At 48.2% G+C, this 24,965-nt stretch carries 21 protein-coding genes; 14 read left to right on the forward strand and 7 right to left on the reverse strand.

All coding sequences use genetic code 11. From position 1 onward, the window contains the following. Window positions 1-293: 293 nt before the first annotated feature. Window positions 294-2,963 (reverse strand): prolyl oligopeptidase family serine peptidase, encoded by a 2,670-nt coding sequence (locus M2137_RS00005; protein WP_280764754.1) that lies wholly within the window; start codon window positions 2,961-2,963, stop codon window positions 294-296. Window positions 2,964-3,347: 384 nt separating this feature from the next. Here M2137_RS00005 and M2137_RS00010 point away from each other — a divergent pair, with 384 nt between their 5' ends. From M2137_RS00010 to dprA, 4 genes are all read left to right on the forward strand, one after another. Further along, window positions 3,348-4,268 (forward strand): hypothetical protein, encoded by a 921-nt coding sequence (locus tag M2137_RS00010; RefSeq protein ID WP_280764423.1) that lies wholly within the window; start codon window positions 3,348-3,350, stop codon window positions 4,266-4,268. Between the two features lie 273 nt (window positions 4,269-4,541). Then, on the forward strand, window positions 4,542-5,798 hold the full coding sequence (locus tag M2137_RS00015; RefSeq protein WP_280764424.1) for a peptidase U32 family protein: 1,257 nt from the start codon (window positions 4,542-4,544) through the stop codon (window positions 5,796-5,798). Beyond that, complete coding sequence (locus M2137_RS00020; protein WP_280764425.1) at window positions 5,795-6,202, forward strand: acyl-CoA thioesterase; 408 nt, start codon at window positions 5,795-5,797, stop codon at window positions 6,200-6,202. The genes M2137_RS00015 and M2137_RS00020 overlap by 4 nt, the downstream gene beginning before the upstream one ends. 63 nt (window positions 6,203-6,265) lie before the next feature. Continuing rightward, complete coding sequence (dprA, locus tag M2137_RS00025) at window positions 6,266-7,378, forward strand: DNA-processing protein DprA (protein ID WP_280764426.1); 1,113 nt, start codon at window positions 6,266-6,268, stop codon at window positions 7,376-7,378. Between the two features lie 289 nt (window positions 7,379-7,667). Here dprA and M2137_RS00030 read toward each other — a convergent pair whose 3' ends face one another. Both M2137_RS00030 and M2137_RS00035 read right to left on the reverse strand, forming a co-directional pair. Further along, complete coding sequence (locus M2137_RS00030; RefSeq protein WP_280764427.1) at window positions 7,668-8,051, reverse strand: DUF3037 domain-containing protein; 384 nt, start codon at window positions 8,049-8,051, stop codon at window positions 7,668-7,670. Continuing rightward, a complete protein-coding gene (locus tag M2137_RS00035; RefSeq protein WP_280764428.1) occupies window positions 8,029-8,814 on the reverse strand; it encodes a HipA family kinase in 786 nt (261 codons plus the stop codon). The genes M2137_RS00030 and M2137_RS00035 overlap by 23 nt, the downstream gene beginning before the upstream one ends. Before the next feature lie 366 nt (window positions 8,815-9,180). Between M2137_RS00035 and M2137_RS00040 the strand changes: the two genes are divergently transcribed. From M2137_RS00040 to M2137_RS00070, 7 genes are read left to right on the forward strand one after another with little or no spacing between them, the layout of a single operon-like run. After that, complete coding sequence (locus tag M2137_RS00040; RefSeq protein WP_280764429.1) at window positions 9,181-10,377, forward strand: saccharopine dehydrogenase family protein; 1,197 nt, start codon at window positions 9,181-9,183, stop codon at window positions 10,375-10,377. Window positions 10,378-10,416: 39 nt separating this feature from the next. After that, entirely contained in the window at window positions 10,417-11,442 is a 1,026-nt protein-coding gene (gene recA / locus M2137_RS00045) for a recombinase RecA (protein ID WP_280764430.1), read from the forward strand. A gap of 22 nt (window positions 11,443-11,464) precedes the next feature. Then, complete coding sequence (locus M2137_RS00050) at window positions 11,465-12,424, forward strand: GNAT family N-acetyltransferase (protein WP_280764431.1); 960 nt, start codon at window positions 11,465-11,467, stop codon at window positions 12,422-12,424. Beyond that, window positions 12,421-13,722: a polysaccharide deacetylase family protein gene (locus M2137_RS00055; protein WP_280764432.1), complete on the forward strand. Its 1,302-nt coding sequence runs from the start codon at window positions 12,421-12,423 to the stop codon at window positions 13,720-13,722. Before M2137_RS00050 ends, M2137_RS00055 begins: the two co-directional genes overlap by 4 nt. After that, entirely contained in the window at window positions 13,719-14,810 is a 1,092-nt protein-coding gene (wecB, locus tag M2137_RS00060; RefSeq protein WP_280764433.1) for a UDP-N-acetylglucosamine 2-epimerase (non-hydrolyzing), read from the forward strand. Before M2137_RS00055 ends, wecB begins: the two co-directional genes overlap by 4 nt. Beyond that, window positions 14,807-16,072 (forward strand): glycosyltransferase, encoded by a 1,266-nt coding sequence (locus M2137_RS00065; RefSeq protein ID WP_280764434.1) that lies wholly within the window; start codon window positions 14,807-14,809, stop codon window positions 16,070-16,072. The genes wecB and M2137_RS00065 overlap by 4 nt, the downstream gene beginning before the upstream one ends. 20 nt (window positions 16,073-16,092) lie before the next feature. Next, entirely contained in the window at window positions 16,093-17,217 is a 1,125-nt protein-coding gene (locus M2137_RS00070; protein ID WP_280764435.1) for a glycosyltransferase, read from the forward strand. On the opposite strand, the gene M2137_RS00075 is transcribed toward M2137_RS00070, so the two are convergent. Then, the gene (locus M2137_RS00075) at window positions 17,166-17,585 is read right to left on the reverse strand and encodes a 2-amino-4-hydroxy-6-hydroxymethyldihydropteridine diphosphokinase (protein ID WP_280764436.1); all 420 of its coding nucleotides are present in this window, start codon (window positions 17,583-17,585) and stop codon (window positions 17,166-17,168) included. The two genes, M2137_RS00070 and M2137_RS00075, sit on opposite strands and share 52 nt — an antisense overlap. Before the next feature lie 452 nt (window positions 17,586-18,037). Here M2137_RS00075 and M2137_RS00080 point away from each other — a divergent pair, with 452 nt between their 5' ends. Then, entirely contained in the window at window positions 18,038-20,743 is a 2,706-nt protein-coding gene (locus M2137_RS00080; protein WP_280764437.1) for a histidine kinase, read from the forward strand. Between the two features lie 9 nt (window positions 20,744-20,752). Further along, on the forward strand, window positions 20,753-21,508 hold the full coding sequence (locus M2137_RS00085) for a LytTR family DNA-binding domain-containing protein (protein ID WP_280764438.1): 756 nt from the start codon (window positions 20,753-20,755) through the stop codon (window positions 21,506-21,508). Between the two features lie 42 nt (window positions 21,509-21,550). Here the strand turns inward: M2137_RS00085 and M2137_RS00090 are convergent, their stop codons facing one another. After that, window positions 21,551-22,042 carry a dihydrofolate reductase gene (locus M2137_RS00090; RefSeq protein ID WP_280764439.1) on the reverse strand — a complete coding sequence of 164 codons (492 nt, stop codon included), beginning with the start codon at window positions 22,040-22,042 and terminating at the stop codon, window positions 21,551-21,553. Between the two features lie 12 nt (window positions 22,043-22,054). Continuing rightward, window positions 22,055-22,849 carry a thymidylate synthase gene (locus M2137_RS00095; RefSeq protein ID WP_280764440.1) on the reverse strand — a complete coding sequence of 265 codons (795 nt, stop codon included), beginning with the start codon at window positions 22,847-22,849 and terminating at the stop codon, window positions 22,055-22,057. Window positions 22,850-22,982: 133 nt separating this feature from the next. On the opposite strand from M2137_RS00095, the gene M2137_RS00100 reads away from it, so the two are divergent. Next, window positions 22,983-24,110 (forward strand): aldose epimerase family protein, encoded by a 1,128-nt coding sequence (locus tag M2137_RS00100; protein ID WP_280764441.1) that lies wholly within the window; start codon window positions 22,983-22,985, stop codon window positions 24,108-24,110. Here the strand turns inward: M2137_RS00100 and M2137_RS00105 are convergent, their stop codons facing one another. Then, window positions 24,111-24,926, reverse strand: coding sequence for an MBL fold metallo-hydrolase (locus M2137_RS00105; RefSeq protein ID WP_280764442.1), 816 nt, complete (start codon window positions 24,924-24,926; stop codon window positions 24,111-24,113). Window positions 24,927-24,965: the final 39 nt, after the last annotated feature.

Genomic DNA, 24,965 nt, shown 5'->3' on the forward strand with positions numbered 1-24,965 from the left:
TTTTTGTTTAAATACCATATTTAAAAAATACCTCAAATAATCGTCTGGTCGTGGCCAATCGACTTTACTGGCTACGCGATTGCATTTCCCAACGGATGGAATCGCCCCCCCCCCCCCCCCCCCCTCGACGATAGAATTTCCCGCAGAACGCAGTCCTATCCTACCGCATTATGTCCTGACACAACGTAGCATGACCCGCCCCTTCCAACGCCGGAATACAGACGGTGTTTCTAATAAGGTTTTGAGAAATGAAATGGATGTTAGAGGAATCCGGCTAATACACACGAAATGGATTAATACCCCAACTCAAAATCCTGATCGACTGCAGGCAATCCCTCTTCCATCCATTTCGGCATAGGTTCGCCTTTCAGGTAGTGGTTGAAGAACTGAAGCATACGTTTCTGGAAGTCGATGCGGTTGGCCATCTTCATCGGCCAATGAATCTCGCCGGGATAATTGAGGAACCAAGCCGGTTTTTGCAGGCGTTTCAGCGCGACAAAATACTCGATTCCCTGATACCAGGGCACATGCCCGTCGTTGTCGTTGTGCATGATCAGGATAGGCGTTTCCACCTTATCCATGGTGAAGAGCGGCGAGTTTTCCATAAACTCACGCGGTGCGCTCCAGGGCGTTCCACCGATGCGGCTTTGGGTGTGTTCGTACTGGAACGACCGGGCCAGTCCCGATCCCCAACGAATACCGCCGTAGGCGCTGAACATATTGACCACGGGAGCTCCTGATTCGATAGCGGCAAAGAGGCGGGTGCGTGTAGCCAGGTAGGCAACCTGGTAAGCGCCCCAGCTATGTCCCTGCGCCCCTATGGCTTTCTCGTCCACAAAACCCTGTTCAATCAAGGCCATCACGCCGGGTATCACACAATTGTAGCAGCTTTCACCCGGATATCCGTCTTCGTAGACCACGTCGGGATTAAACACGAGGTAGTCCTGACTGTTGTACATATGGTAATCGATTGTCGACCGATGCGGCTCCGGCATATGGTAGCTGTAAAGGTTTTCGGAATTGCGCTCATAGAAATTAACAATCATCGGATATTTCTTAGTCGGATCAAAACCCGCCGGTTTGCATAATACCCCTTCGAGGCGTTTGCCATCCAGCGATGTCCACGATACCAATTCGGCTGTTCCCCATTTGAAATCTTTCTGCCGTTCACCTTCGCGAGTCAATTGGTGGCTTTTCTTGAAGCTAAGATCCGACAGATAGACCTCGGGGTATGTTTCGAATGTCTCCCGGGTATAAAGAACCGCCTTCTCCTCTTTCGCTTTTACCGGTGCTGTCAGGCGATAATTACCTGCCAACAGTGCCTTAGGCGCAGAAGGAGTAGCCAGTTTCTTTTCGTAATAGCCCGATCCTTTCGTCCGTTCGTTAAATCCGGTCAGCCACTGTGTCTCTTTCAGATTGATATCCCGTTTCTCCCGGTCGAAACGTATCAGGCGGTAATTGATCCGTTCCGCACGTCCGTTTACGGTAAGATTTACCGGTGTTTCAACCCCCCGCGGGTCAAATTTCCAAATATCATATCGGTCATAGATCAAGATATTGGCATCTTTCTCAGCCCATCCGGCTGCTCCATAGGCCGAAGGGTAGTCGGGCGTATCGTTTTGCTCGTCCCAGGCGGTGAAGGTTTGCGGGGTCGTCAACCGGTATTGCTTGTCGGTCGCGAATTCATAGGTGTACCATGAGCTATCCCTTCTCGCATACCAATAGGCGAATTGTCCGTTGGGTGAAAGGGTCGGATTGGCGTAATCGGCCTCCAGCATGCGGTGGCGTTCGCCGGTTGTCAGCGATACACTGTAGATATCCTTTCGCGTCTCATATTCCCACATGGAAGAGACAGAATAGGGGCGGCTGTTGGCCACAATAGCATATTCGCCTTTCCAAGGCAGGGAAACATCCGGTGTTTCCTCGGTTCCTATCTGCAGGAATTGTCCCCGCTGGATATGATAAACCGCCGTATAGGTCTTTTTCAGATCGCGTTCCCGGTTGTATTGCTGTACGGTGTATTGCACCGGTTCGTCCCACGACCACACCTGCACCTTCGGACGGTATTCGTCCAATTGGGTGGTGTCTTTCTGCCGGGGCTCCGGCATGGTGCCTAACACAATATAGTTATCGTCGTTGATGAAACGAACAGAGCCCTCTTCGCTGATGATCCACCCGTCGGGCAGAGCCGGGTCTGCCCGGTCGATCATCTTCCGTGCGGGACTGTTTCTGCCTGCCAGCCACAATTCCATGGCATGCGGGATGGAATCGTTGTCTTCTCTGTAGAGGAATGCCAGGTTACTTCCCGTTTCATCCCAGGTGATCTCTTCGAAGAAGCCATCGCCCTCTTTCACTAAAACGTTTTTTTCGTTTTCCATATCAAAAGAGTAGAGACCGGCTTTCGTTTCCAATGTATCTCCTTCGGTAATATAATAAAGCAGAGGCGCCTTTTCGGCAAAATCGAAATCGGTAACAGCCGGGAAGCGATGTTCCTTCTCTCCATTCAATGAACGAACAATCAACGTGGAATCTTTGCGCGCCCGCTGATAGGCCATCCAGTCCGCTTTGGCAGCTATACTATATAAACGTACGGAGTCGATTCGCTCTTCTCCGCCCGACAAACGGCGGATCACTAAGCGATTCATCGGCATATCATCTTTTTTTGTCTTTTTCAGTTTGAGGGAATCGGTCTCCTGTTTCGAGGGTGTTTCTTCAACCAGCCAATAGGTAGAACTGAATGAAAAATCGCTATCCCCTGCCGGCGTATAAGATCCCACCAACTCTTGTTTCTGGTTGGCATACAAATAAACAGTTGCGTCGCCTTCCCAAGGAGCAACTGTCACAGCCGACCATCGCCCATCGTCGGAAATCACTTTGTCAGTGATTCGTTGCCAGGCAGTCAGGTCTTCCACCGTCAAGCTCCGTTGAGCCTGTCCAGTGATAGATAATAAAAATAATAACATCAGAGAAATAAAGAAACGATCGTTTGGCATCATGGTATTTTAGTATTGAATTTCTGCCTGCAATAATACGAAAAAAAATCATAGAAACAGGTAGCCCTTTCATATGGAATGACTCATTTCAGCCTGTTGGAGGAAGATAAAAAAGAAGTTTTCGAATTTTTTTTATCCAAAACAAGCAGATTTCTCGCAAAAAAAGATAGAAACTTCACATAGGCATACGTGTCATTCCTATCGTTATGGAGGGTAAAATTATCAAAGGATGCAAATAGGTAGAAACACCGCTGAAAGTTGAAGTTTTCACCTATCTCCCCCTAACGGAACCCGCCATATCTTTGCATCAGAAAGTTTAGACAAAAAGAAATTACCGTTTTAAAAATTACCGTCATGAGATTCTTAAATGTATTATTAGCCGTTTCATTTTTATCAGTAGCATTCGTATCATGTTCAATGGAAGATGATATGCTTAATGTTGTTCCCGCATCTGAAACAGCTGTTGTTTCTGCAGACGATACTCAATTATATGTTTCTTTCAATGTAGCTGATTCAGACGTTGCAACCCGCACATCTGTTTCAAGCGCATCTGTTGTTGTTTTTGAAGGCAACAATGTATACTTCGCACAGGATAACGTAACCAGCTTCGAAGATGTGAAAGTTTTACTGAAGACTAACCGCGCATACGAAGTATATGTAGTAGCTAACACGTCTACTTCTTTCGAAGGTCTGGCAACAAGAGAAGCGGTTATGAACCAGCCTTTACACGCTAACGACCTGGCTAACCTGGTGAAAAGCGGTTCCAGCAACTTTACATTTGCTAAAGGACAAGGTTTCGAAACAATCGCTGAAGCTTCTAAAAACGTAGAAACAGTTAACATCCACCTGTATCAACTGACAGCTCAGGTTCAACTGAAACAATTCAATGTAAATGTAAAAGAAAACACTTATGGAACAGTAGTTTTGACAGGCGTTAAATTGATCAACAAGAACACTGCAAGAACTTTAAATGCAACTGGCGCTTCTTTCACTAACGAATCAGTTAACTCTTTAGAAGCAGCTTCTTTCGTAACTTACCCGAACAACGACAAAAACAACCTGACTGCTATGGAACTGACTTTCACAGTAGACGGAAAAGAAGATTCAAGAACATACACTATCAACCATAAAGATGGCAAATTCGTTGAAGCTGGTAACATCTACCAACTGCACGTAACTGTAAATGTTGTAGGTAGCAGCGTTGATTGCTCAGTAAAATGTCACGTATTGGATTGGCAGTACAACGAGTTCGAAACTGCAGTAGTTGAACTTTAATCAAGAAACAAAAGATATACAAAAATTGAGGATATTGAGGGATATCTGAAAAAGAGAGTAAAAAACAATCAGCTTTTAAATGGGCAAAAGTATAATAAACAGCGGTAAATAAGGGATAAAACAACCAGGCGAAAGCCAGTATACAAAGAACGAGGCACTACTATTTTTTCGACCCTGATTTCTACAAAGAAGTCAGGGTCACTTTTTTTTACGCAGATGGCGCATGTAGAAATTAACCCGTATATTTGTAGTCGCTAACAAATAGTTATAACATTGAACGCAACAGATTTTGAAATCATGTCGCCGGTCGGCTCGTATGAGTCATTGATGGCGGCCATACAAGGGGGAGCCGATTCTATCTATTTTGGGATAGAGGGCTTGAATATGCGCTCCCGTTCTTCTCATAATTTCACGATAGACGACCTGCATCAGATAGCGGCTATTTGCCGGGAGCATGGGATTAAAAGCTATCTGACGGTAAACACCATCATTTATGAAGATGATATGTCGCTGATGCGGCAAATCATCGACGCGGCCAAAGAGGCGAATATCTCGGCTATCATCGCGGCAGATGTGGCAGCCATGGATTATGCCAACCAGATCGGACAAGAGGTGCATCTTTCTACTCAGCTGAATATTACGAATGTGGAAGCATTGAAGTTCTACGCTCGCTTTGCAGATGTGGTGGTGCTGGCGCGTGAGTTGAACCTGGAACAGGTGAAACAGATCTACGACCAGATCCACGAGCAGCAGATCAAAGGCCCTCGTGGCGAGTTGATCCGTATCGAAATGTTCGCACATGGTGCTTTATGCATGGCCGTATCGGGCAAATGCTACCTGAGCCTGCACGAGATGAATATGTCGGCCAACCGCGGCGCCTGCACACAGATCTGCCGCCGGGGCTACACCGTGAAAGATAAAGATTCGGATATCGAACTGGATATAGAAAATCAATACATCATGTCGCCCAAAGACTTGAAGACCATCCATTTCATGAACAAAATGATGGACGCAGGCGTACGGGTGTTTAAAATCGAGGGACGTGCCCGTGGCCCGGAATATGTGCGCATCGTAACGGAGTGTTACAAACAGGCGGTATTGGCCTATTGCGAAGGTAGTTTCACCGAAGAGAAGATCGCCGGCTGGGACGAACGCCTTCGTTCGGTGTTCAACCGTGACTTTTGGGATGGCTACTACCTGGGGCAACGCCTGGGAGAATGGAGCAGCGTGTATGGATCAGGCGCTACGAAAAAGAAGGTTTACGTAGCCAAAGGCATTAAATATTTCAGTGGACTGGGCGTGGCCGAGTTCGAAATGGAGTCGGGATCGCTGCAGGTGGGCGATGAAATACTGATCACCGGCCCCACAACCGGCGCTCTGATGCAAACCGTAGAAGAGATTCACGTCGATATGCAGCCTGTTGCCGAAACGGTGAAAGGCGAGCGCTTCTCCATCAAGACAACAGAAAAGGTCAGGCCATCGGATCGATTGTATAAGATGGAGCCTGTAAACAGAAAAGAACTAAAATGAAAAAAGAATTTATCTTCTCATTGCCTTTCAAGGTGCGGGATTATGAATGCGACCTGCAGGGAGTGGTCAATAACTCCAATTACCAGCACTATATGGAACACACCCGGCATGAATTCCTGGAATCGCTGGGCGAAAACTTCGGTGTTATGCACGAGAAAGGGGTCGATGCCTTTGTGGCTCGTGTCGATATTCAGTTTAAAAACTCGTTGCGCAGCGGCGATCGTTTCCTCTCCTGCCTAAACATCTCGAAGGAGGGGCCTAAACTGGTGTTCGATCAATATATTTATCGCGAACCCGACGGGCTACTGGCAGCCAAAGGACGGGTAGAGACCGTCGTTGTCGACCAGGGGAGACTCACCCGGGGAGAGTATTTCGACGAACTATTGAAAAAGGCTTCCAAATAATAAAAGCCGGATAAAGGCCTGATCGGTCGCGTTTTTTTGTATCTTTATTTCAAAATCTTAGCTATGGAACATCATCTGATTTATCAAATCGGCCTGACCATGATCAATGGCATTGGCGATGTGCTTGCCCGTCATCTGTTGGAGGCAATGGGAAGTGCAGAGGCTGTGTTTACCGAAAAACAACGCCTATTGGAGAAAGTACCCGGCATAGGTGCGCGTCATATTGCCGAGATACGCCGCCCCGAAGTACTCCGGTTGGCCGAAAAAGAGGCTGAATTCGTAGCCAAAAACAAGATAAAGACCTTTTTTATGAGCGATGCCGACTATCCGGTTCGCCTGCGTGAGTGTCCGGATGCTCCGGTGCTCTTCTATTACAAAGGGCAGGCGGAATTGAATGTGCCCCGGGTAATCAGTATGGTCGGCACCCGCAAAGCAACCCATTACGGCAGGGAACTGACAGAGAAACTAATCCACGACCTGGCGGAGATCTTTCCCGATATGTTGATTGTCAGCGGGCTTGCCTATGGAATAGACATACAGGCACATCGCTCGGCGTTGAACAATAAACTGCCTACCGTGGCCGTCCTGGCACATGGACTGGATATGATCTATCCCTCGGCACACCGCAACATCGCCGTAGAGATGCTCGAAAACGGCGGATTGCTGACCGATTTCCCCAGCTGCACCCAGCCCGAACGTCAAAACTTCGTGAAACGTAACCGTATCGTTGCCGGATTATCCGACGCCACGGTTGTGGTTGAATCGGCAGAAAAGGGCGGTTCATTGATCACAGCCGATATCGCTTTTTCCTACGGACGCGATGTATTTTCTTTCCCCGGGCGGGTAAACGATGCCCATTCCAAAGGCTGCAACAACCTGATCCGACAGAACAAAGCGGGTCTGATCACCTCCGCGCAGGAACTGATTGCCGGCTTGTGTTGGGAAAACCCGACCGAACCACCTGTCATCCCTCAGCAACCCATGATCTCTTTTCCCGAAAACAGCGATTATGAAAAGATTGTCTCCGCCATTAGCGGCAAGAATGAAATACATATCAACACATTAGCTCTGGCAACCGATATGCCGGTCTACAAATTATCCTCTCTCTTGTTTGAACTGGAGATGGAAGGCGTAGTCAAAATCCTTCCCGGCGGTATGTATCGACTGGCGCAATAAAAAAAAGTAGCCCCTCCACCCCGGAGAAACTACCCTATCCTATATAAAAAATTAAAGGCTGTCTCACGACAACCCCTAACCAATTTTGTTAACCTTAAATCTAATACTATTATGAAAAAACCACGATACAAAGATACAGCCTTTTCTTTATCTGTCAAGCCTTTTATCAATAATAGATGTTAAGCGACAGGGGAGTTGTAGCCAAAAAATGTTTATGAATACAAAAGGATATTCAATTGATCTAAAAAACAACTAAAATTAACAGAATTCCAAGGCTTTTCCGAGCGCCTCAAAGGACAAATTCTTCAAAGAGTCTTTCCAATGTTTTTTGGGGATCGAATGTAAATCCGGTTCTTGCACGTGATGTTTGGAGAGAGGTGCTGCGAATAGCCGTAAGCCACCGGAAACGATCCGGAAGTTCCAGGGTGGCAATCAATCCTCCCTCCTCTTCTCCGGAACATATCTTATCAAAAGCATTCAGACTCTCTCGGAGTGAATCGATGTCGAGTTCGGAAGAAAAACATTGCAACTTCTCTTCATTCAACTGATAGATCGTTTTAATAAAGCGAGCCCGTTTTGAAAAAAGGATCACACCGATATTCATAAACTCCTCGCGTTCCACCCGTGGAAGAAAGCGAATGATGGCATATTCATATAAGTATTTCTCGGGCATGTTCAATCTCTTTTACAAACAGATCGGCATGTTGCAACCTGTTCATTAAAAACTGGAAATAGGTCATACGGATCTGCTCCGGCGAGTCAGCAATTCCCTCCCAATGGAGCCAATCCTCAGGGATGAGGTCGATAAGGGAACGGATTTTGTCTTCTGTCAACATCTGCCTACAATACAGATCGGTTTCCCCCATATCTTTATATACATAAGGCAAGAGTACATGATCCTTGATCAGCGGGAACGGACTCAGGGAACTCTTTTCCCAATTGCTCCATGTATAATGAAAATAAAGACAGGAGCCGTGATCGATCAGCCATAACTCCTTATGCCAGATAAGCATATTGGTATTTTTTATCGTCCGGTCGATATTGGTCAGAAAAGCATCCATCCATACCAGGCGGGAAGCGGTCTCTGCATCCACTTCATGCGCTACCGGATCGAACCCCAGCGCTCCCGAAAGGAAATGAAGCCCAATATTCAATCCCCGGCTGCCTCTTAATAGATCCTGAATCTCCTCATCGCCATGTACACGTCCAAAAGCTTCATCCAATTCCAGAAAAACAATTTCCGGCACACGAAAACCTAACAAACGGGCTATTTCGCCTCCGATCAGTTCCGCAATAATTGCTCTTGACCCATGTCCCGATCCCCGGAATTTCACGACATATTTGAATCCATCGTCGGCTTCTGCCAATGCCGGGAGCGAACCTCCTTCACGAAGAGGCATTATGTAGCGTGTCACATCCGCCGTACGTATATTCATAATGATTCGTCATTTTGTTTCCGACAAATGTAACATATTTAGATGAATCCGCCACCCTTCGAAATTATCATTTTGATAGCAAAAAGGCCATTTTGCCTTACAATATGATACGTTAAAAAATGTTTCTCCCGGGAGTTTGTCTCCAAAGTCCCGGGATTTCGAAAAAAAACTCCTGCGTTTTTGACAAAATGATATTTCGTCCGAACCGGAAAATAACGTTCAGACAATTTATCATTTTCCGCATTTGCTGTTCTGATAATTCAAAGAATACTGTTATATTTGTTCCTTGGTTTCAAGACTAAAGGGCAGGCTTTGTATGCCGGGTCCTTACTAAACAATAACAACAAGATTAATTCTATTGAGTACATGGGAAAAGTATTAGTGATCGGTGCGGGAGGTGTAAGCACGGTTGCCGTGAAAAAGATGGCGATGAACGCGGATGTGTTTACCGATATCATGATTGCTACACGCACGAAGAGTAAAGCCGATAAGATTGCCGCGGACATTAAAAATATGCAAGTGAAAACAGCGCAGGTAGATGCCGACAATGTGGAGGAACTGGTCGCGCTTTTCAAATCATACGAACCGGATCTGGTCGTGAATCTGGCTTTGCCTTATCAGGACCTGTCTATCATGGATGCCTGTCTGGCCTATGGCGTGAGCTACTTAGACACGGCCAACTACGAACCGCTGGATGAGGCGAAATACGAATACAGCTGGCAATGGGCCTACAAAGAACGCTTCGAGCAGGCGGGACTGACAGCCATACTGGGTTGCGGTTTCGACCCGGGCGTGACCAGCATATTTACGGCACATGCCGCCAAACATCACTTCGACGAAATCCAGTATCTTGATATCGTCGATTGCAACGCGGGTAATCACCACAAAGCCTTTGCGACCAATTTCAATCCGGAGATCAACATCCGGGAGATCACCCAGAAAGGAAAGTATTGGGAGAATGGAGAATGGCATGAAACAGAACCGCTGTCGGTTCACCAGCCATTGGATTACCCCAACGTTGGTCCACGCGAATCCTACCTGATGTATCACGAAGAGCTGGAAAGTCTGGTAAAAAACTTCCCGACCATCAAACGGGCACGTTTCTGGATGACCTTCGGACAGGAATACCTCACCCACCTGCGTGTGATACAGAATATCGGCATGGACAGCATCAAGCCGATCCTCTACAACGGCGTAGAGATCGTGCCTATCCAGTTCCTCAAAGCGGTATTACCCGACCCGGGATCGCTGGGAGAGAACTACGAAGGAGAGACGTCGATCGGTTGCCGCATCCGTGGTATCTCGAAAGATAAGAAGGCGTTGACCTATTATATCTACAACAATGCCAGCCATAAAGCCGCTTATGAAGAGACTGGCGCGCAGGCGGTAAGTTATACGACCGGTGTGCCGGCGATGATCGGAGCAAAACTGTTCCTGCAAGGACTCTGGAAGAAGCCGGGTGTATGGAATACCGAAGAGTTCGATCCGGATCCGTTTATGGTGGAATTAAACGAACAGGGACTGCCCTGGCATGAACTGTTCAATGTAGATCTGGAACTATAAATCTTAACGAAGTAATCATTTTCAAACAAAGACAACAGAATGGCGAAAGAAGACATGAAAGCCGGGGCGGAAGCGACCGGAAATGCGGACAAACTGAAAGCGCTCCGCGCAGCGATGGATAAGATAGAAAAGACCTACGGGAAAGGTTCTATCATGAAAATGGGCGACAATGTCGTAGAACAGGTCGAGGTGATACCCAGCGGTAGCCTCGGGTTAGACCTGGCATTGGGCGTTGGCGGCTATCCACGTGGGCGTGTCATTGAGATATACGGACCGGAATCATCGGGTAAAACCACCCTGGCCATCCATGCGATCGCCGAGGCACAGCGTGCCGGAGGTATTGCCGCCTTTATCGATGCGGAGCATGCCTTCGATCGTTTCTATGCAGCGAAACTGGGTGTCGACATCGACAACCTTTGGATCTCACAACCCGACAATGGAGAGCAGGCATTGGAGATTGCGGAACAACTGATCCGTTCTTCCGCTGTCGACATTGTCGTGATCGACTCCGTAGCCGCTCTGACACCGAAAGCGGAGTTGGAAGGCGAAATGGGCGAGAACAAAGTGGGACTCCAGGCTCGTTTGATGTCGCAGGCGCTGCGTAAACTGACCGCGGCTATCAGCAAAACAAATACCACCTGTATCTTCATCAACCAGTTGCGCGAAAAGATTGGTGTGATGTTTGGTAATCCGGAAACGACAACCGGGGGGAACGCGTTGAAGTTCTATGCCTCTGTGCGTTTGGATATCCGCCGTTCGACTGCCATCAAAGATGGAGAAGAGGTGAAAGGGTATCTCACACGCGTGAAGGTAGTCAAGAACAAAGTGGCTCCCCCATTCCGCAAAGCGGAGTTCGATATCATGTTCGGCGAAGGCATCTCACGCGCCGGCGAGATTGTCGATATGGCGACCGACCTGGGTATCGTAAAGAAAAGCGGATCCTGGTATAGCTATAACGACAGCAAACTGGGACAGGGTCGCGACGCGGTGAAGCAACTGATCAACGACAATCCCGAACTGGCCGACGAACTGGCCGAACAGATCACAGCTTCTTTGAAGAAATAATTAAACCGGTATAATAGAGTGCATGCCTATGTTCAATAAAGAGGCCTACCGCCAGCTCTGCCTGACAGAGAAAACCATTCCGCTTTTCTCGCGGGATTGGTGGCTGGATGCGGCTTGCAGCGAAGGCATGTGGGATATTATCTGGATAGAACAGGGAGGACAGGTACGGGCTACCTGTCCTCTTTTCATTCCGCACAAGGGCATCGTATCCATGCCTCCTTTTACGCAGACCATGGGTCCCTGGTTGGCACCGACGTCGGAAGATACCAAATACACCTCACGCCTCAGCCAACGGCAGGAGTTATGTAAACAAATCATTGCCGAAATCGGCAACTATCCGCATTTTTTGCAGAATTTCTCGTATGAGATTACCGACTGGTTGCCCTTCTACTGGCAGGGGTTCAGTCAGACCACACGGTACACCTATATCCTGCCGGATCTGAAAGACAAAGAGAGGCTATGGGAAAACATGAGCCTGCAGACGCGACGTCATATCACCAAAGCGCGCGATAAACAGGCGATCCGGGTCGTAAGAGGGGTAGATGCGGCAGCATTACTGGCGGTATATACCAAAACATTCCAACGCCAGGGAAAACGATCGGCACCGCACCGGGACATATTGCACCGACTGATCGATACCTGTCGCGAGCGCAACCAGGGAGATATATGGGCAGGCTACGACGAAAAAGGGAACCTTCACGCGGCGGTCTTTATTGCCTGGCAGGAGAGTTCGGCCTATTATATCGCCGGAGGAGGCGATCCGGCTTACCGCGATTCGGGAGCACACAGCTTAGTGATGTGGGAAGCCATTCAGGCAATGAGCGAAAAGAGCGAGAAATTCGATTTTGAAGGCTCCATGTTGCCCGGAGTCGAGCGTTTTTTCCGCGAGTTTGGCGCCCAACAAATACCCTACTTCACAATATCCAAAGGAAAACTTAGTTTACTACATAGAGCCTGGTTGAAACTAAAAAGCTTTGTATGAACACACAAACGTTGGACTATATCAAGACCTTCCTGTTAGGCGATGATGTTTCTCCCAATCTGATCCAAACCATTGGGTACACCGACGATAGGAATGAATTCTACCGCTATAACGTAGTGATCGTGCCTTCCGGTTTCTTTTCGGAAGGGGTATATGGCACACCCGAGTCGATTCCCTCCCTGCCTTTGCAGGAGATCGACCATATTCCGTTGCTTTTCGGCACACCCAAGACGCGAGTTATTGGCGATACGCTGGTTGTTTATGCCGATATTATTGCCTCCACCTACTTCCTGATCACCCGATACGAAGAGATGGTGCGCCGAAATGTGCGCGATGAGCATGGACGTTTCCCCGGAAAAGAGTCGCTTCCCTACCGCGCCGGCTTTATTCTGTATCCGATTGTGGATGAATACCGCCGTTTGTTGCGCCACTGGCTGCGTCAATCCGGATTGGAACTACCAGACATCCGGAAAGGAATCCGTAAGGTCTGGCTGACACACGATGTGGATGCCCCCACGCTTTACCGCTCCTGGAAGGGATTGGTACGCTCGATTCGCGACAAAAGGGGCTTGATACGATCGTTCAAAGGGAAGTTCGGTGCCTTGGAAAAGGATCCCTATTATACCTTTCCACGGCTTTTCGAGCTGGATAAAGAACTGATCCGGCTACGCAAAAGGGAACGGTGCGAAGCGGTCTACTTCATACGTTCAGGCGGAAAAGCGCCGCAAGACAAGCCACATTACAAGCTCAATCAGAAAGATATCGCGCGACTTATCGACTCCATCGAACGGGAAGAGGCCACCATCGGCTTGCATGCCAGCTACCTGGCCTCCGAACAGCCGGATAGTATCGCGAAGGAAAAGGCTGCGTTGGAACAATATACGGTGAAAGAGATCAAATGGAACCGCCATCATTTCCTGGCGGCCCGCGAACCGGAATCACTTGATAGCTTAGAAGCCGCCGGCATAACCGACGATTTCACGATGGGCTATGCCGATATGGTCGGGTTTCGTCTGGGCACCTGTCGCCCGGTCAGGTGGATCAATCCGGTGAACCGACGCCTCTCCTCCCTCCTACTCCATCCGCTTATCATGATGGATAACACAATGGAAGCGAAGAAATATATGGGACTCAGTCTGGATGAAGCCCAAATGACCGGGGGAGCACTGATCGATCATGTGGAAGATCACGGTGGGGAATTGGTACTTCTCTGGCATAATACCTCCCTCTATGAAGACGGGAAGAGCTATCTTCCCGCCCTTTATCCTTATTTACTGGAACAAATAGCGAATCGATGAAAGTCATAACAATAGTGGGTGCGCGCCCTCAGTTTGTCAAAGCCGCCATGGTCAGTCGGGCTATCCTGGCGCATAATCGACACAATCCCGATCATCCCATCCAAGAGATGTTATTGCATACCGGACAGCATTGGGATCCGGAGATGAGCGATATCTTCTTTCGTGAGATGCAGATCCCGCAGCCTGCCTGGCAATTAGAGGAACATTACGCTCATCATGGCGAGATGACCGGGCATATATTGATCGCTATTGAAAAGATTTTACTGGAGAACCGGCCCGATTATGTGCTGGTCTATGGCGATACCAACTCGACACTGGCTGGAGCCCTGGCCGCCTCCAAATTGCATATCCCGGTGGTTCATGTAGAAGCCGGCCTGCGTAGCTTCAACAAAGCCATGCCGGAAGAGATCAACCGCATCCTGACCGACCATGTCTCGTCGCTACTTTGTTGCCCCACCTTGGCCGCCATCCGTCATTTAGAAAACGAAGGCATCCGGGAAGGGGTACACCATGTGGGCGATGTGATGTACGACGCAGCCCTTCTGTTTGGCCAGTTGGCCGACGAATCATCTGATATCCTTACCCGGGAACGCCTCACCAATAAATCTTTCTATCTGTCTACCGTACATCGGGCAGAGAATACCGACGATCCGGCGCGGCTGCGGCAGATTATCGAGGCCCTGACAACGATCGGCACCCCCGCCTCACCGGTGGTGTTGCCGCTCCATCCCCGTACCCGGCAGGCATTGAACAAGCAGGATCTCCTATCCCTATTGGAAAAACATCCGGGTATCCGCCTTGTGGCGCCCCTCTCGTTTCTGGATATGGTGATGCTGGAAAAGCAGGCCACCCTCATCCTGACCGACTCGGGAGGCGTGCAGAAAGAGGCCTATTTCCACCATACCCCATGTGTGACCCTGCGTGAAGAGACGGAATGGACTGAGACGGTCGATGCCGGATGGAACCAAGTGGCAGGCTACCGCGCGGAGGATATTCTGCGTTGCGTAGCGAACCTGCCTCAGCAACGGGAAGAGATATTGGATTATGGCAGCGGAAAAGCCGCGGAGATGATTATTCGACTTTTATGAAAAGGGTATTGATTATATGCGATCTCTTCCCACCGGCTTTTGGACCTCGGATGGGTTACCTCTGCAAATATGTGCGTAGCGAGGGCTGGGAACCCGTTATACTGACAGAAGCGGTCGACGATGAGCAGGCTTTCTCATTCCTTTCCGGAGAGACCGAAACGCATCGCGTCTCCTATTATACCGCGTCGACTCCGGGTGGACGCCGTCGTCAGTGGCTTTTCACCTTCCTGGGCGATCTGTTGTTTGCCTATAAAGACAGGAAGATCCTGCGCGAGGCGAATAAACTATTGGGAAACGGAGACTTCGATATCATCCTTTGCAGCAGTTTCCGCACCTTCCCATTGACAGCCGCGCGAAAGGCTGCCCGCCGATACCGCCTTCCATTGGTAGTCGATCTGCGCGATATCATCGAACAATACACCGGCGAAGAGTATATCACCCACCGCCCGCCCGTCCTGTTTGGATTGGGTAAGCTATTGGTGAAGCTCCATACCCGCATAGGCATGCGCCGTCGCAACCGGGCGTTGAGGCAGGCATCCGTTGCCACGACCGTCTCTCCCTGGCATGTGGAGCAGTTGAAACAGTATAATCCGCATACCGAACTGATCTATAACGGCTATGATCCGGAACTATTCTATCCGGTCCATACGCCGACCTCTCATTTTGTGATCACCTACACCGGTCGCCTATTGAGCACAGCCATGCGCGATCCCGCCCTGTTTTTCGAAGCCTTCTCGATCCTGATCCGCGAGAAAACCATGCAGGCCTCCGACTGCCGGGTCGACTGGTATGTGGATGAAGCCTCCCGAAAAGTGATTGCCGCAGAGGCAGAGAGGTATCATCTCCTCCCCTATATGCATTTCAAAGGCTATGTTCCGGCGACCGATATACCGAAGGTCTTGAATGAAAGCTCCATCCTTTTGCTCCTGACCAACCGCTCTGCCGCGGATGGCCCGAAAGGGGTAATGACCACCAAGTTCTTTGAATCCTTAGCGGTTGAGAAGCCTATCTTATGCGTCCGAAGCGATGAAAGCTACCTGGCCGAAGCCATCCGCGCCACCCGTGCCGGACTGGCTGCCACAAATGTCGACGAGGTGTGCGCCTTTCTGAAACAAGAGTACGAGGCATGGAAGCAGCAGGGCTATACCGCTTCGTCGGTCGACAGAGAGGCGCTCCAACAATATGCCCGTCCTTACCAGGCACATCAGTTTGCGAACATTTTCAACGACTTAACTGTTATGGAAAGAAAGAATAACCCCTGATAGTATCAATTTCCCACAGTATGAAAAAACATTTGCATATTATTGCGTTCAACATTCCCTATCCGGCCAACTACGGAGGAGTCATCGATGTGTTTTATAAACTGAAAGCCCTGCATGCCGCCGGGGTCGGTATTATTCTCCACTGCTTTGAGTATGGCAGGGAGCATGCCGATGTGTTGGAAACGTATTGCGAAAAGGTCTATTATTATAAACGGAAGACCGGCTGGTTGTCGAACCTTAGTCTGTTGCCCTATAATGTGTATAGCCGGCGTGACCCGCTGTTGCTCGAAAGATTGCTGGAAGATGAGTATCCGATCCTTTTCGAAGGACTTCACACCTGTTATTACTTAAAGGAACCACGCCTGCGCGACCGGATAAAGATTTATCGTGAAAGCAATATAGAACATGATTATTATCGCATGCTAGCCAAGTCGACCCGCAAAGGATTGGAAAAACTTTTCTTGTGGATAGAGAGCTTTCGCTTTCGTCGTTATGAAAAGGTATTACGTTATGCCGACCTGATGCTTGTAGTTTCAACGGCCGACACACTACAGCTGCGTGAGCGCTTTCCAAAAGCACGGGTAGTGCATATGCCCAGCTTCCATCCGAACGAACAGCTGACCGTGCGCCCGGGGAAATCGGATTTTATCCTTTATCATGGAAATCTATCGGTTTCCGAAAACGAACTGGCGGCGCTTTTCCTGATCGATCGTGTGTTCAGCCGGATGCAAAGACGTTGTATTATTGCCGGTATGAACCCCTCTCCGCGCCTGATCCTGGCCGCTTCCCGCTACTCCAATGTGGAGATCAAAGCGAACCCTACGGTCGATGAAATGGATGATTTGGTGGGAAATGCCCAAGTGCAATTACTGATAACCTTCCAGGATACGGGATTGAAACTGAAGCTGCTTAATAGTCTCTTCCAAGGCCGATTTGTGGTGGTCAATAAACTGATGCTTTCCGGTAGCGGACTCGACAACCTCTGTGTCGTGGCCAACAAGCCGGAGGAGATGGTCAGCGCCTGCGAACGCCTGATGAATATCGCAATGACGGAAGAGGTGATCGAAAACCGCCGCAAAGTACTTTTCCCCGCCTATTCAAACAAATTCCTGGCAGAGAGATTGGTGCAACTGATTTTTGCCTGAAGTGAGGGCAAACACAATCTGACATATTCCTGTTGCATATCTTTCGGGCGTAATACCTCCTCGTTCCAGATCAACAGATCGAGGTCGATTGGTACACGCCCCGACCCCTTATCATCGAGCCGCCGCCCCAACCCTCTTTCAATCTCTTTCAGTCTTTCCTGAAGGGTTTCCCGGTCGAGCCGGGTAAAACCTGCTGCCACCTGGTTGATATAAGGCGGTGCCTCTCGAATCTTTCCAACAGCCTCCGTCTCTATAGGGTCGGAAAAATAAACTTCTTCAAACAATTCCTCCAACCGGCCGGCAGCCAGTAGCCTATTCCGTTCCCTGTCAGCATTGGTGCCTATGGAAATAAACGCGCTGTTCAACATTTCACTATTTTTCGTTTTAAAGATGCAAGGTAACGATAATCCGGAACGCAAAGCACGTATTGGCTGATTTTTAAAACAAATGCAAAATAGCAAACCGTAAACAAATGTTAATTTGCCCGTTTTCGTCAGAATCCCCAATTTACGATTTGTAATTTCGGAAGGACTTTACGCGCAAAAAAGCGGGACTTCGGAGACAAACTCCCGGGAGAAACACTTTTTAACGTATGGATTTGTAAGTAAAACGGCTGTTTTGCTTACAATCGATATTTTAACATTTTCAAAAAAGAGACCTCTCCCCTTGCGGGGTTGACCCAAAGAGAGATCGTCTTTGTAGGCCGTTGTTTTCCAAATACTCATTCCCTTTTGTCAAATACTCATTGAACCGGCAGAAAATATCCTTTGTCATTAGTTTTGTGATGTGATTCTAAACAAAACAATTTAAATTTACGGCAATGGGAAAGAAAATCATTTTATTCAGTTTGTTTTTACTCTTCGGCCTGGTTGGGTATGCAGAAGAGTATAAAAACATTGATTCGTTGGAACCCGGCGACTGGCTATTGATCGAGTCGGTCGAGTATTATCCCTACGTGGCGCCAGGCGTAGAAGAGGAGGTGCCCTGGCGGAATGAGAATGTGCGACGAACGGTCTTGAAGGCCATCGTGACCGAAGTCGATACCAAACAGATCTCTTTTGACTTCCAGGTGGACTACCTATATGATGTGAAGAATATCGAAGGAGGAGAGGCTTTTTGGTATTACGATAGCCGTTATAAGTCTGATTTCCCGACAGGAGAAAGAGATATTTGGATGACGTTGAAAGAGGGCGAATGGGCTTTTCCCGACAGGGAAGAGATCGTTGCTTCTGCCTCATACGATCGCGCGAGCGGTATCATGACCGCCCTGGAATGTCCATACGATAATCTATATTATATCTATGCCGCCAACCGGGTTGATTATGGCTTGAAAAACGAACAAACAAATGCCCTTCCAAAGCACTTACAACTTAATAGGGGAATCATTGATCTTCAGCCTGTCATCGAATATGAAATGGAGCGCTTATTTGCGCAGAAAGAAAAGCCGATCACCACGGCTATCCGGCGAGCCATTAAGCCAACTGAGGCTCGAAAAGAGCGCATGCAAAAGGTCGGAGACATTCCTGCCAACGAAGCCGGCCTGACAGAAACGCGCGAGACAAGGGTTGTCGACGCCTCTTTTTCTTTGCCTCCCAATGTATCGATTCATTTGGAAACCCCGGAAATGACTACGATATTCTACGAAGCATTTTATCTCTCTCATCCCACCTTATATTTCCATATTGATAGAGAACATATCAATCAATACATACATATGTATCTCTCTCCGGGTGATTCAGTCCGGGTGAAGCGGTTTGAGAATGGCGAAGTAGAGTATAAAGGAAACAGAAGTAGGGAAGAGTATGAGTTGATTTGGGAAATTCAACGGGTGGATCAATATGTTTTTTCAAGTAGAAGTCCCGAGGATTATCTGCAACACCAAAAAAAGAGATTTGATCAATTGATAGAAAAATGCGATACCATCCTGGACAGTTATTGGAAAAGAGTACTTGAGTTGAGTAGAGATTATATGTTGGCAAGCTCTAATCTCACTTTTAAATTGTATGGTGAAAATACAGGACAGATGATTGGGGATTCAGCTTCTATTCGGTCGATAGCCCCTTTGTATGATTATCAGTATAATCCGTCCGGTTATGAAAACTTTCTAATAACCTATGTCGACTATAAAAGAAGAGACATGGCTACGGAAACGATCAGCAACAGGAATCATCCTTCAAATCATAGTTTTGAGCAGAAATATTATTTTGCCGATCAACTATTGGCCGGTTATCCGAAGTATCGTGTGTCTCACCGCTATCTCTTGCAGAAGATGTATGCCGATAATCTGTCGGAAAGCCAGGCAGAGTATGAACATTTTATGCAAACCTGCCCCGACATCGCATTGCGGAATCTGATTCGGAAAATCTATGAGCAATTGTTGCCGCTGGAAAAAGGCAATAAAATTCAGGATACGGATATCACGCTTGCCAAAAAGGCGGTATCCACCTGGGGAAACGACCGGGAATATGTGGTAATGGAGATATCTCCTTATATCCCTTCCGGTAATAATAGTTACTCTGATATTGATCGCCTGAACAAATTACTGCAAACCAAGGGGATAACAGATAAGATCCAATGTTATTTTTATGCTTTGGAACCCCGGGATGCTAATCAGGAAAAATTCGATCAGTATTTGTACATACCGGATACTACCCTTGTTGCTTCCCTTGCTTCGTTCGATCCTTATATAGGTGTTTTTCTTGTTATGCGAAAAGATGGTACTATCCTTTATCGTTGTACGAATCGGTTTTGGAGCCCGGACAAAGTGGCAAATCTGATCGCTCAAGACCTCAACCGCGCATCCTCTCCCTTCTGGTTAGGTTTTTGGAGAGGCTTTGGTTTTACATTTCTTTTTGCAGTATTGGCGGTGGGCATTATTCGTTACCGGCTGAATCTCAAACGTAAGAAAGAAGAGCAGCAACGAAAGATCAAGGAATTGGAACTGAAAGCGATCCGGTCGCAGATGAATCCGCATTTCGTATTTAACGCGCTCGGTTCGATTCAGAACCTGATCAACCGGGGCGATAATGCGAAGGCGAATGAATACTTAGTGCAATTCTCACGCATGGTGCGCATGGTATTGAATCACTCGGAAAAGAAAATGGTGGCGCTTTCGGAAGAAATCGAACAGCTTTATCTATATTTGAATCTGGAACAGTTGCGATTCCCGTTTGTATATGCGGTGACCGTCGACGAAACGATCGAAACCGATCTGGTAGAAATACCGGGTATGTTGATACAACCTTTTGTGGAGAATGCCGTGAAACACGGCATTGCTCCACGAGGAGAGGGGAATATCCTAATCGATATCAGGCAGCGGGGCAAGGTGTTGCAAATTGATATAACCGACGACGGGCCGGGTCTAAATGGCCAGCCGTCGGAAGGTTTCGGTGTGAAAGCGGTGCAGGAAGAGTTTCAGATTCTGAAAGAATTGTATGAAACAGAGCCGACCATCACCATTTGCGACCGAAAAGAAACAGAACAGGTGTCGGGATGCCGGGTGACATTGGCCATTCCTATTAATTGAAAAACAAAGATGGAGGAAAAGATATACGCACTACTGGTAGACGATGAGGCGGGGAATCGGGAGAACCTGCGCCGTATGCTGGAGGTTCATTGTCCGCAGGTTGTCCTGTTGGGTGAGTGTGCCACAGTGGCAGAGGCGCGGCAGGCGGTAGAGCAAAAGCGTCCTGATCTGTTGTTTCTGGATATATGCCTGACCGATGGCACGGGGTTTCACCTATTAGAAAGCCTGGAGGCCATCTCTTTGGAGGTGATCTTTATCACTGCTTTCGACCAGTATGCCATTCAGGCTATCCGCTTTAGCGCCCTCGATTATCTATTGAAACCCATCGACACAAAAGAGCTTACACAGGCAGTAGAGAAAGCCGCCCGGACTATTCGGCTGAAAGAAGAGAACCGGCGTATGAGTAACCTGCTCCGTAATAGCCACCAACCGGATAAAAATAAAAAAATCGCCTTGTCGGTAGCGGATAAGATCGAGTTTGTGGCGATCAATCAAATTGTCCGTTGCGAATCGGAAAGCAACTACACCACCTTTTATTTGCGTGATGCCACGAAATTGATCGTATCCAAGACCCTGAAAGAATTTGATGAACTATTGACCCCTTATCAGTTCCTGCGTGTCCATCAGTCGCACCTGATCAACCTGGATGCCATCCAAAGCTTTATCAAAGGCGATGGGGGATACATCAAGATGAACGATGGATCGTCGGTTCCCATCTCCCGTCAGCGCCGTAACCTGGTGATAGAAAAACTGAATAATCTATAAAGAAGTGTTTTGTATCGCAAGCCGAACGAGGCAAGCCATCATTTATTTCCGCTGATAAGTAGCGAAGGTATAGGGATAGATATGCTTTTCATCGACCGGATGGCTCTCGCGGAAGATCTCTTCCCATTCGGAGAAGTCGATCCCCGGAAAGAAGGTATCGGCATCCTCGAAGGCGTGATGTACCCAGGTGATATACAATTTGTCGGCCTGAGGCAACAGGGCATTGTAGATCTGCCCGCCTCCTATCACAAACAGTTCTTCGTCTTCGCCGGCGTTAAGTACCTCGTCGATCGACCGAGCCATCGTGCAATCAGCATAAGTCAAGCCTTCCTGTGAGGAGATTACCACATTCACCCGGTTGGGCAAAGCGCCTTTGGGTAGCGATTCGAAGGTTTTACGTCCCATAATCACGGTATGTCCGGAGGTGAGATTCCGGAAATATTTCATATCATTGGGGAGACGCCAAAGCAAATCTCCCTCTTTCCCTATGGCATAATTGTCGGCAACGGCGGCGACCAGCGAAATAGTACTCATGGTCAGAATGGATTAAACGGCTACCTCCCCTTTGATATGCGGATGGGGATCGTAGCCTGTCAGGTTGAAATCTTCGTATGCAAAATCGAATATACTTTTCACGTCCGGATTGATCTCCATACGCGGCAACGGACGGAAGTCGCGGGATAATTGCAATTCTACCTGTTCGATATGGTTACTGTACACATGAGCATCGCCCAATGTATGCACAAAATCGCCCGCTTTAAGCCCGGTTACCTGCGCCATCATCTGAAGCAATAACGCATAAGAGGCGATATTAAACGGAACGCCCAGGAAAATATCGGCGCTGCGCTGATAAAGCTGCAGGCTCAAACGCCCGTTGGCTACATAAAACTGAAAGAACGCATGGCAGGGAGGCAGGTTCATATTCTCCAGATCGGCCACATTCCAGGAGCTGACAATGATACGACGTGAGTCGGGATTGTTTTTGATCGTATTCACCACTTCGGAGATCTGGTCGATATGCCCTCCTTTGTAGTCGGGCCAGGAGCGCCATTGATAGCCGTAGATATGTCCCAAGTCACCCTGTTCATCGGCCCATTCATTCCATATGCGCACGCCGTGTTCCTGCAGGTAGCGGGCGTTGGTGTCGCCTTTCAGAAACCAGAGAAGCTCGTAAATGATCGACTTGAGATGAAGCTTTTTGGTGGTCAACAGCGGAAAGCCCTCTTCCATATTGAAGCGCATCTGATGGCCGAAAACACTGATCGTGCCGGTGCCCGTGCGATCGGTCTTTGTAGTCCCTTCGGAGAGCACGCGTTTGAGTAGTTCGTGATATTGTTTCATGCGATTGGAATCTATTTTCGTGTCACAAATGTACAAAACCCATTCGGATAAAGCAACCATCGGTCAAACGAACGGAATTTTACTTATATTTGCTTCCAAATTATGAACTTATTAATTATTAACGTAAAGTCAAATGAAAAAGATTTGGATGTCATTGTTAGCCGTGTGTGTATTGGCGTCATGCGGTGAAAAAGAAGAAAAAGCCACCTTATCGGGGCTTTTGAAATCGGATTTTGTATCTACCGTAGAGGGGAAAGAGACCCAGCTCTATGTGTTAACAAACAAGAATGGTGCGGAAGCATGTATCACCAACTTCGGCGGTTGCTTAGTGTCATTGATGGTTCCTGATCGTGACGGAACTATGACAGATGTGGTACTCGGACGGAGCAGTGTGCAGGATTATGTAAACACAAACGGTAATTTCGGAGCGACTATCGGTCGTTACGGCAACCGTATCAAGAACGCTTCGTTTGTTCTCGACGAGCAGACGTATGAACTGCCTAAGAGCGACAAAACCAATACGCTTCACGGCGGTCCGAAAGGATATCACCGGGTGGTATGGGATGCCAAACAGGTAGACAACCAGACATTGGAACTGACCTATCTTTCGGTTGACGGCGAGATGGGCTTCCCGGGCAATCTGCAGGTGAAGGTGGTGTACACATTGACCGATGATAACGCTATCGATCTGGCTTACACGGCAACGACCGACAAACCGACCGTTGTGAACCTGACCAACCACTCTTACTTCAATCTTTCCGGCAAGCTGGACACCAAGATTTTAGACCAATCATTGATGATCAACGCAGATCGTTATACTCCCGTTGACGGCATCCTGATCCCGACCGGCGAATTGGCACCGGTGGAAGGCACTCCGATGGACTTCCGCGTGATGCAACCGATCGGCGACCGTATCGGACAGGATTTCGAACAATTGATCTTAGGTAATGGCTACGACCACAACTGGGTATTGAACACCGGTGGCGACATCAAACAGGTGGCTTGTAAAGCCTATTCTGCTGCAAGCGGTATTACGTTGGAAGTGTATACAAACGAACCGGGCGTACAATTCTATGCCGGTAACTTCATGACAGGTAAAGAAAAAGGAAAACATGGCGTGACCTATCCGCACCGTGGTGCCTTCTGCCTGGAAACACAACACTATCCCGACAGCCCCAACCAGCCGGAGTTCCCATCAACCGTGCTTCGCCCGGGTGAAACCTACACCAGCCATTGTATCTATAAGTTTGGCGTGGAATAATTAACCATTACATTTGGTATAAAACTTCCCGGCCTTTTTCACCTGGCTCATAGGTGTATAGGCATCGTGGCAAAAGATAATAGTCTGCCTTTCTCGGACGGCCTCGTCCAGAAGGCGGACTTTTTCGTAATACGAAGTCAGTGGATGGGTGTCGTAAGCCGATATCCATTTGGGTGAAAGGCTGGCGGCAATCGGGATCACATCGCCGGCAAACACCAATACCTCCTCACCAGTCTGTATATAAGGAACAATCTGTCCCGGCGTATGTCCGTCGTATAGTTTCAAAAGAACTGAGGGGCATACCTCCGTTTCTTCGTCAATCAATCGAAGCAAGCCGGCATCGGCTACCGGTTGTATGTTCTCCGTGAAATAAGAATCTTCCTCTAAGGGATTAGGGTGAAGGCAATTGTTCCACTGTTTCCGGCTCACCCAGTGGGTGGCGTTGGGAAAGGTCGGTTGCAAGGATTCCTCCACCCGCCGGGTTGTGTATCCGCAATGGTCGAAATGCAGGTGGGTCAGTATGACATCGGTAATAGCCTCGGGGCGAACACCTCGTTTCAGCAGTTCCTCTTCCAAATCTACACAATCGAAAAAACAGTAATGGCGCAAAGCGTCGGGCTGCTTTGTGCCCGCCCCATTGTCGACCAATAGAATATGCCCGTCGTCGGTCTCAACCAATAGGCTCCGGGTCGCCAATACGCATATATTACTCTTACTCGACGGATAGCGCCTCCGCCAGGCGGTTTTGGGAATAGCTCCAAACATAGCTCCGCCATCGGCATAAAAATATCCGGTATCAATGATCGTATATTTCATAAGGTTTTTTGTTGCCAAACTTAGGTAAAATATGCGAAA

This window comes from Parabacteroides sp. PFB2-10, from assembly GCF_029893085.1.
Lineage (GTDB): Bacteria > Bacteroidota > Bacteroidia > Bacteroidales > Tannerellaceae > QVMG01.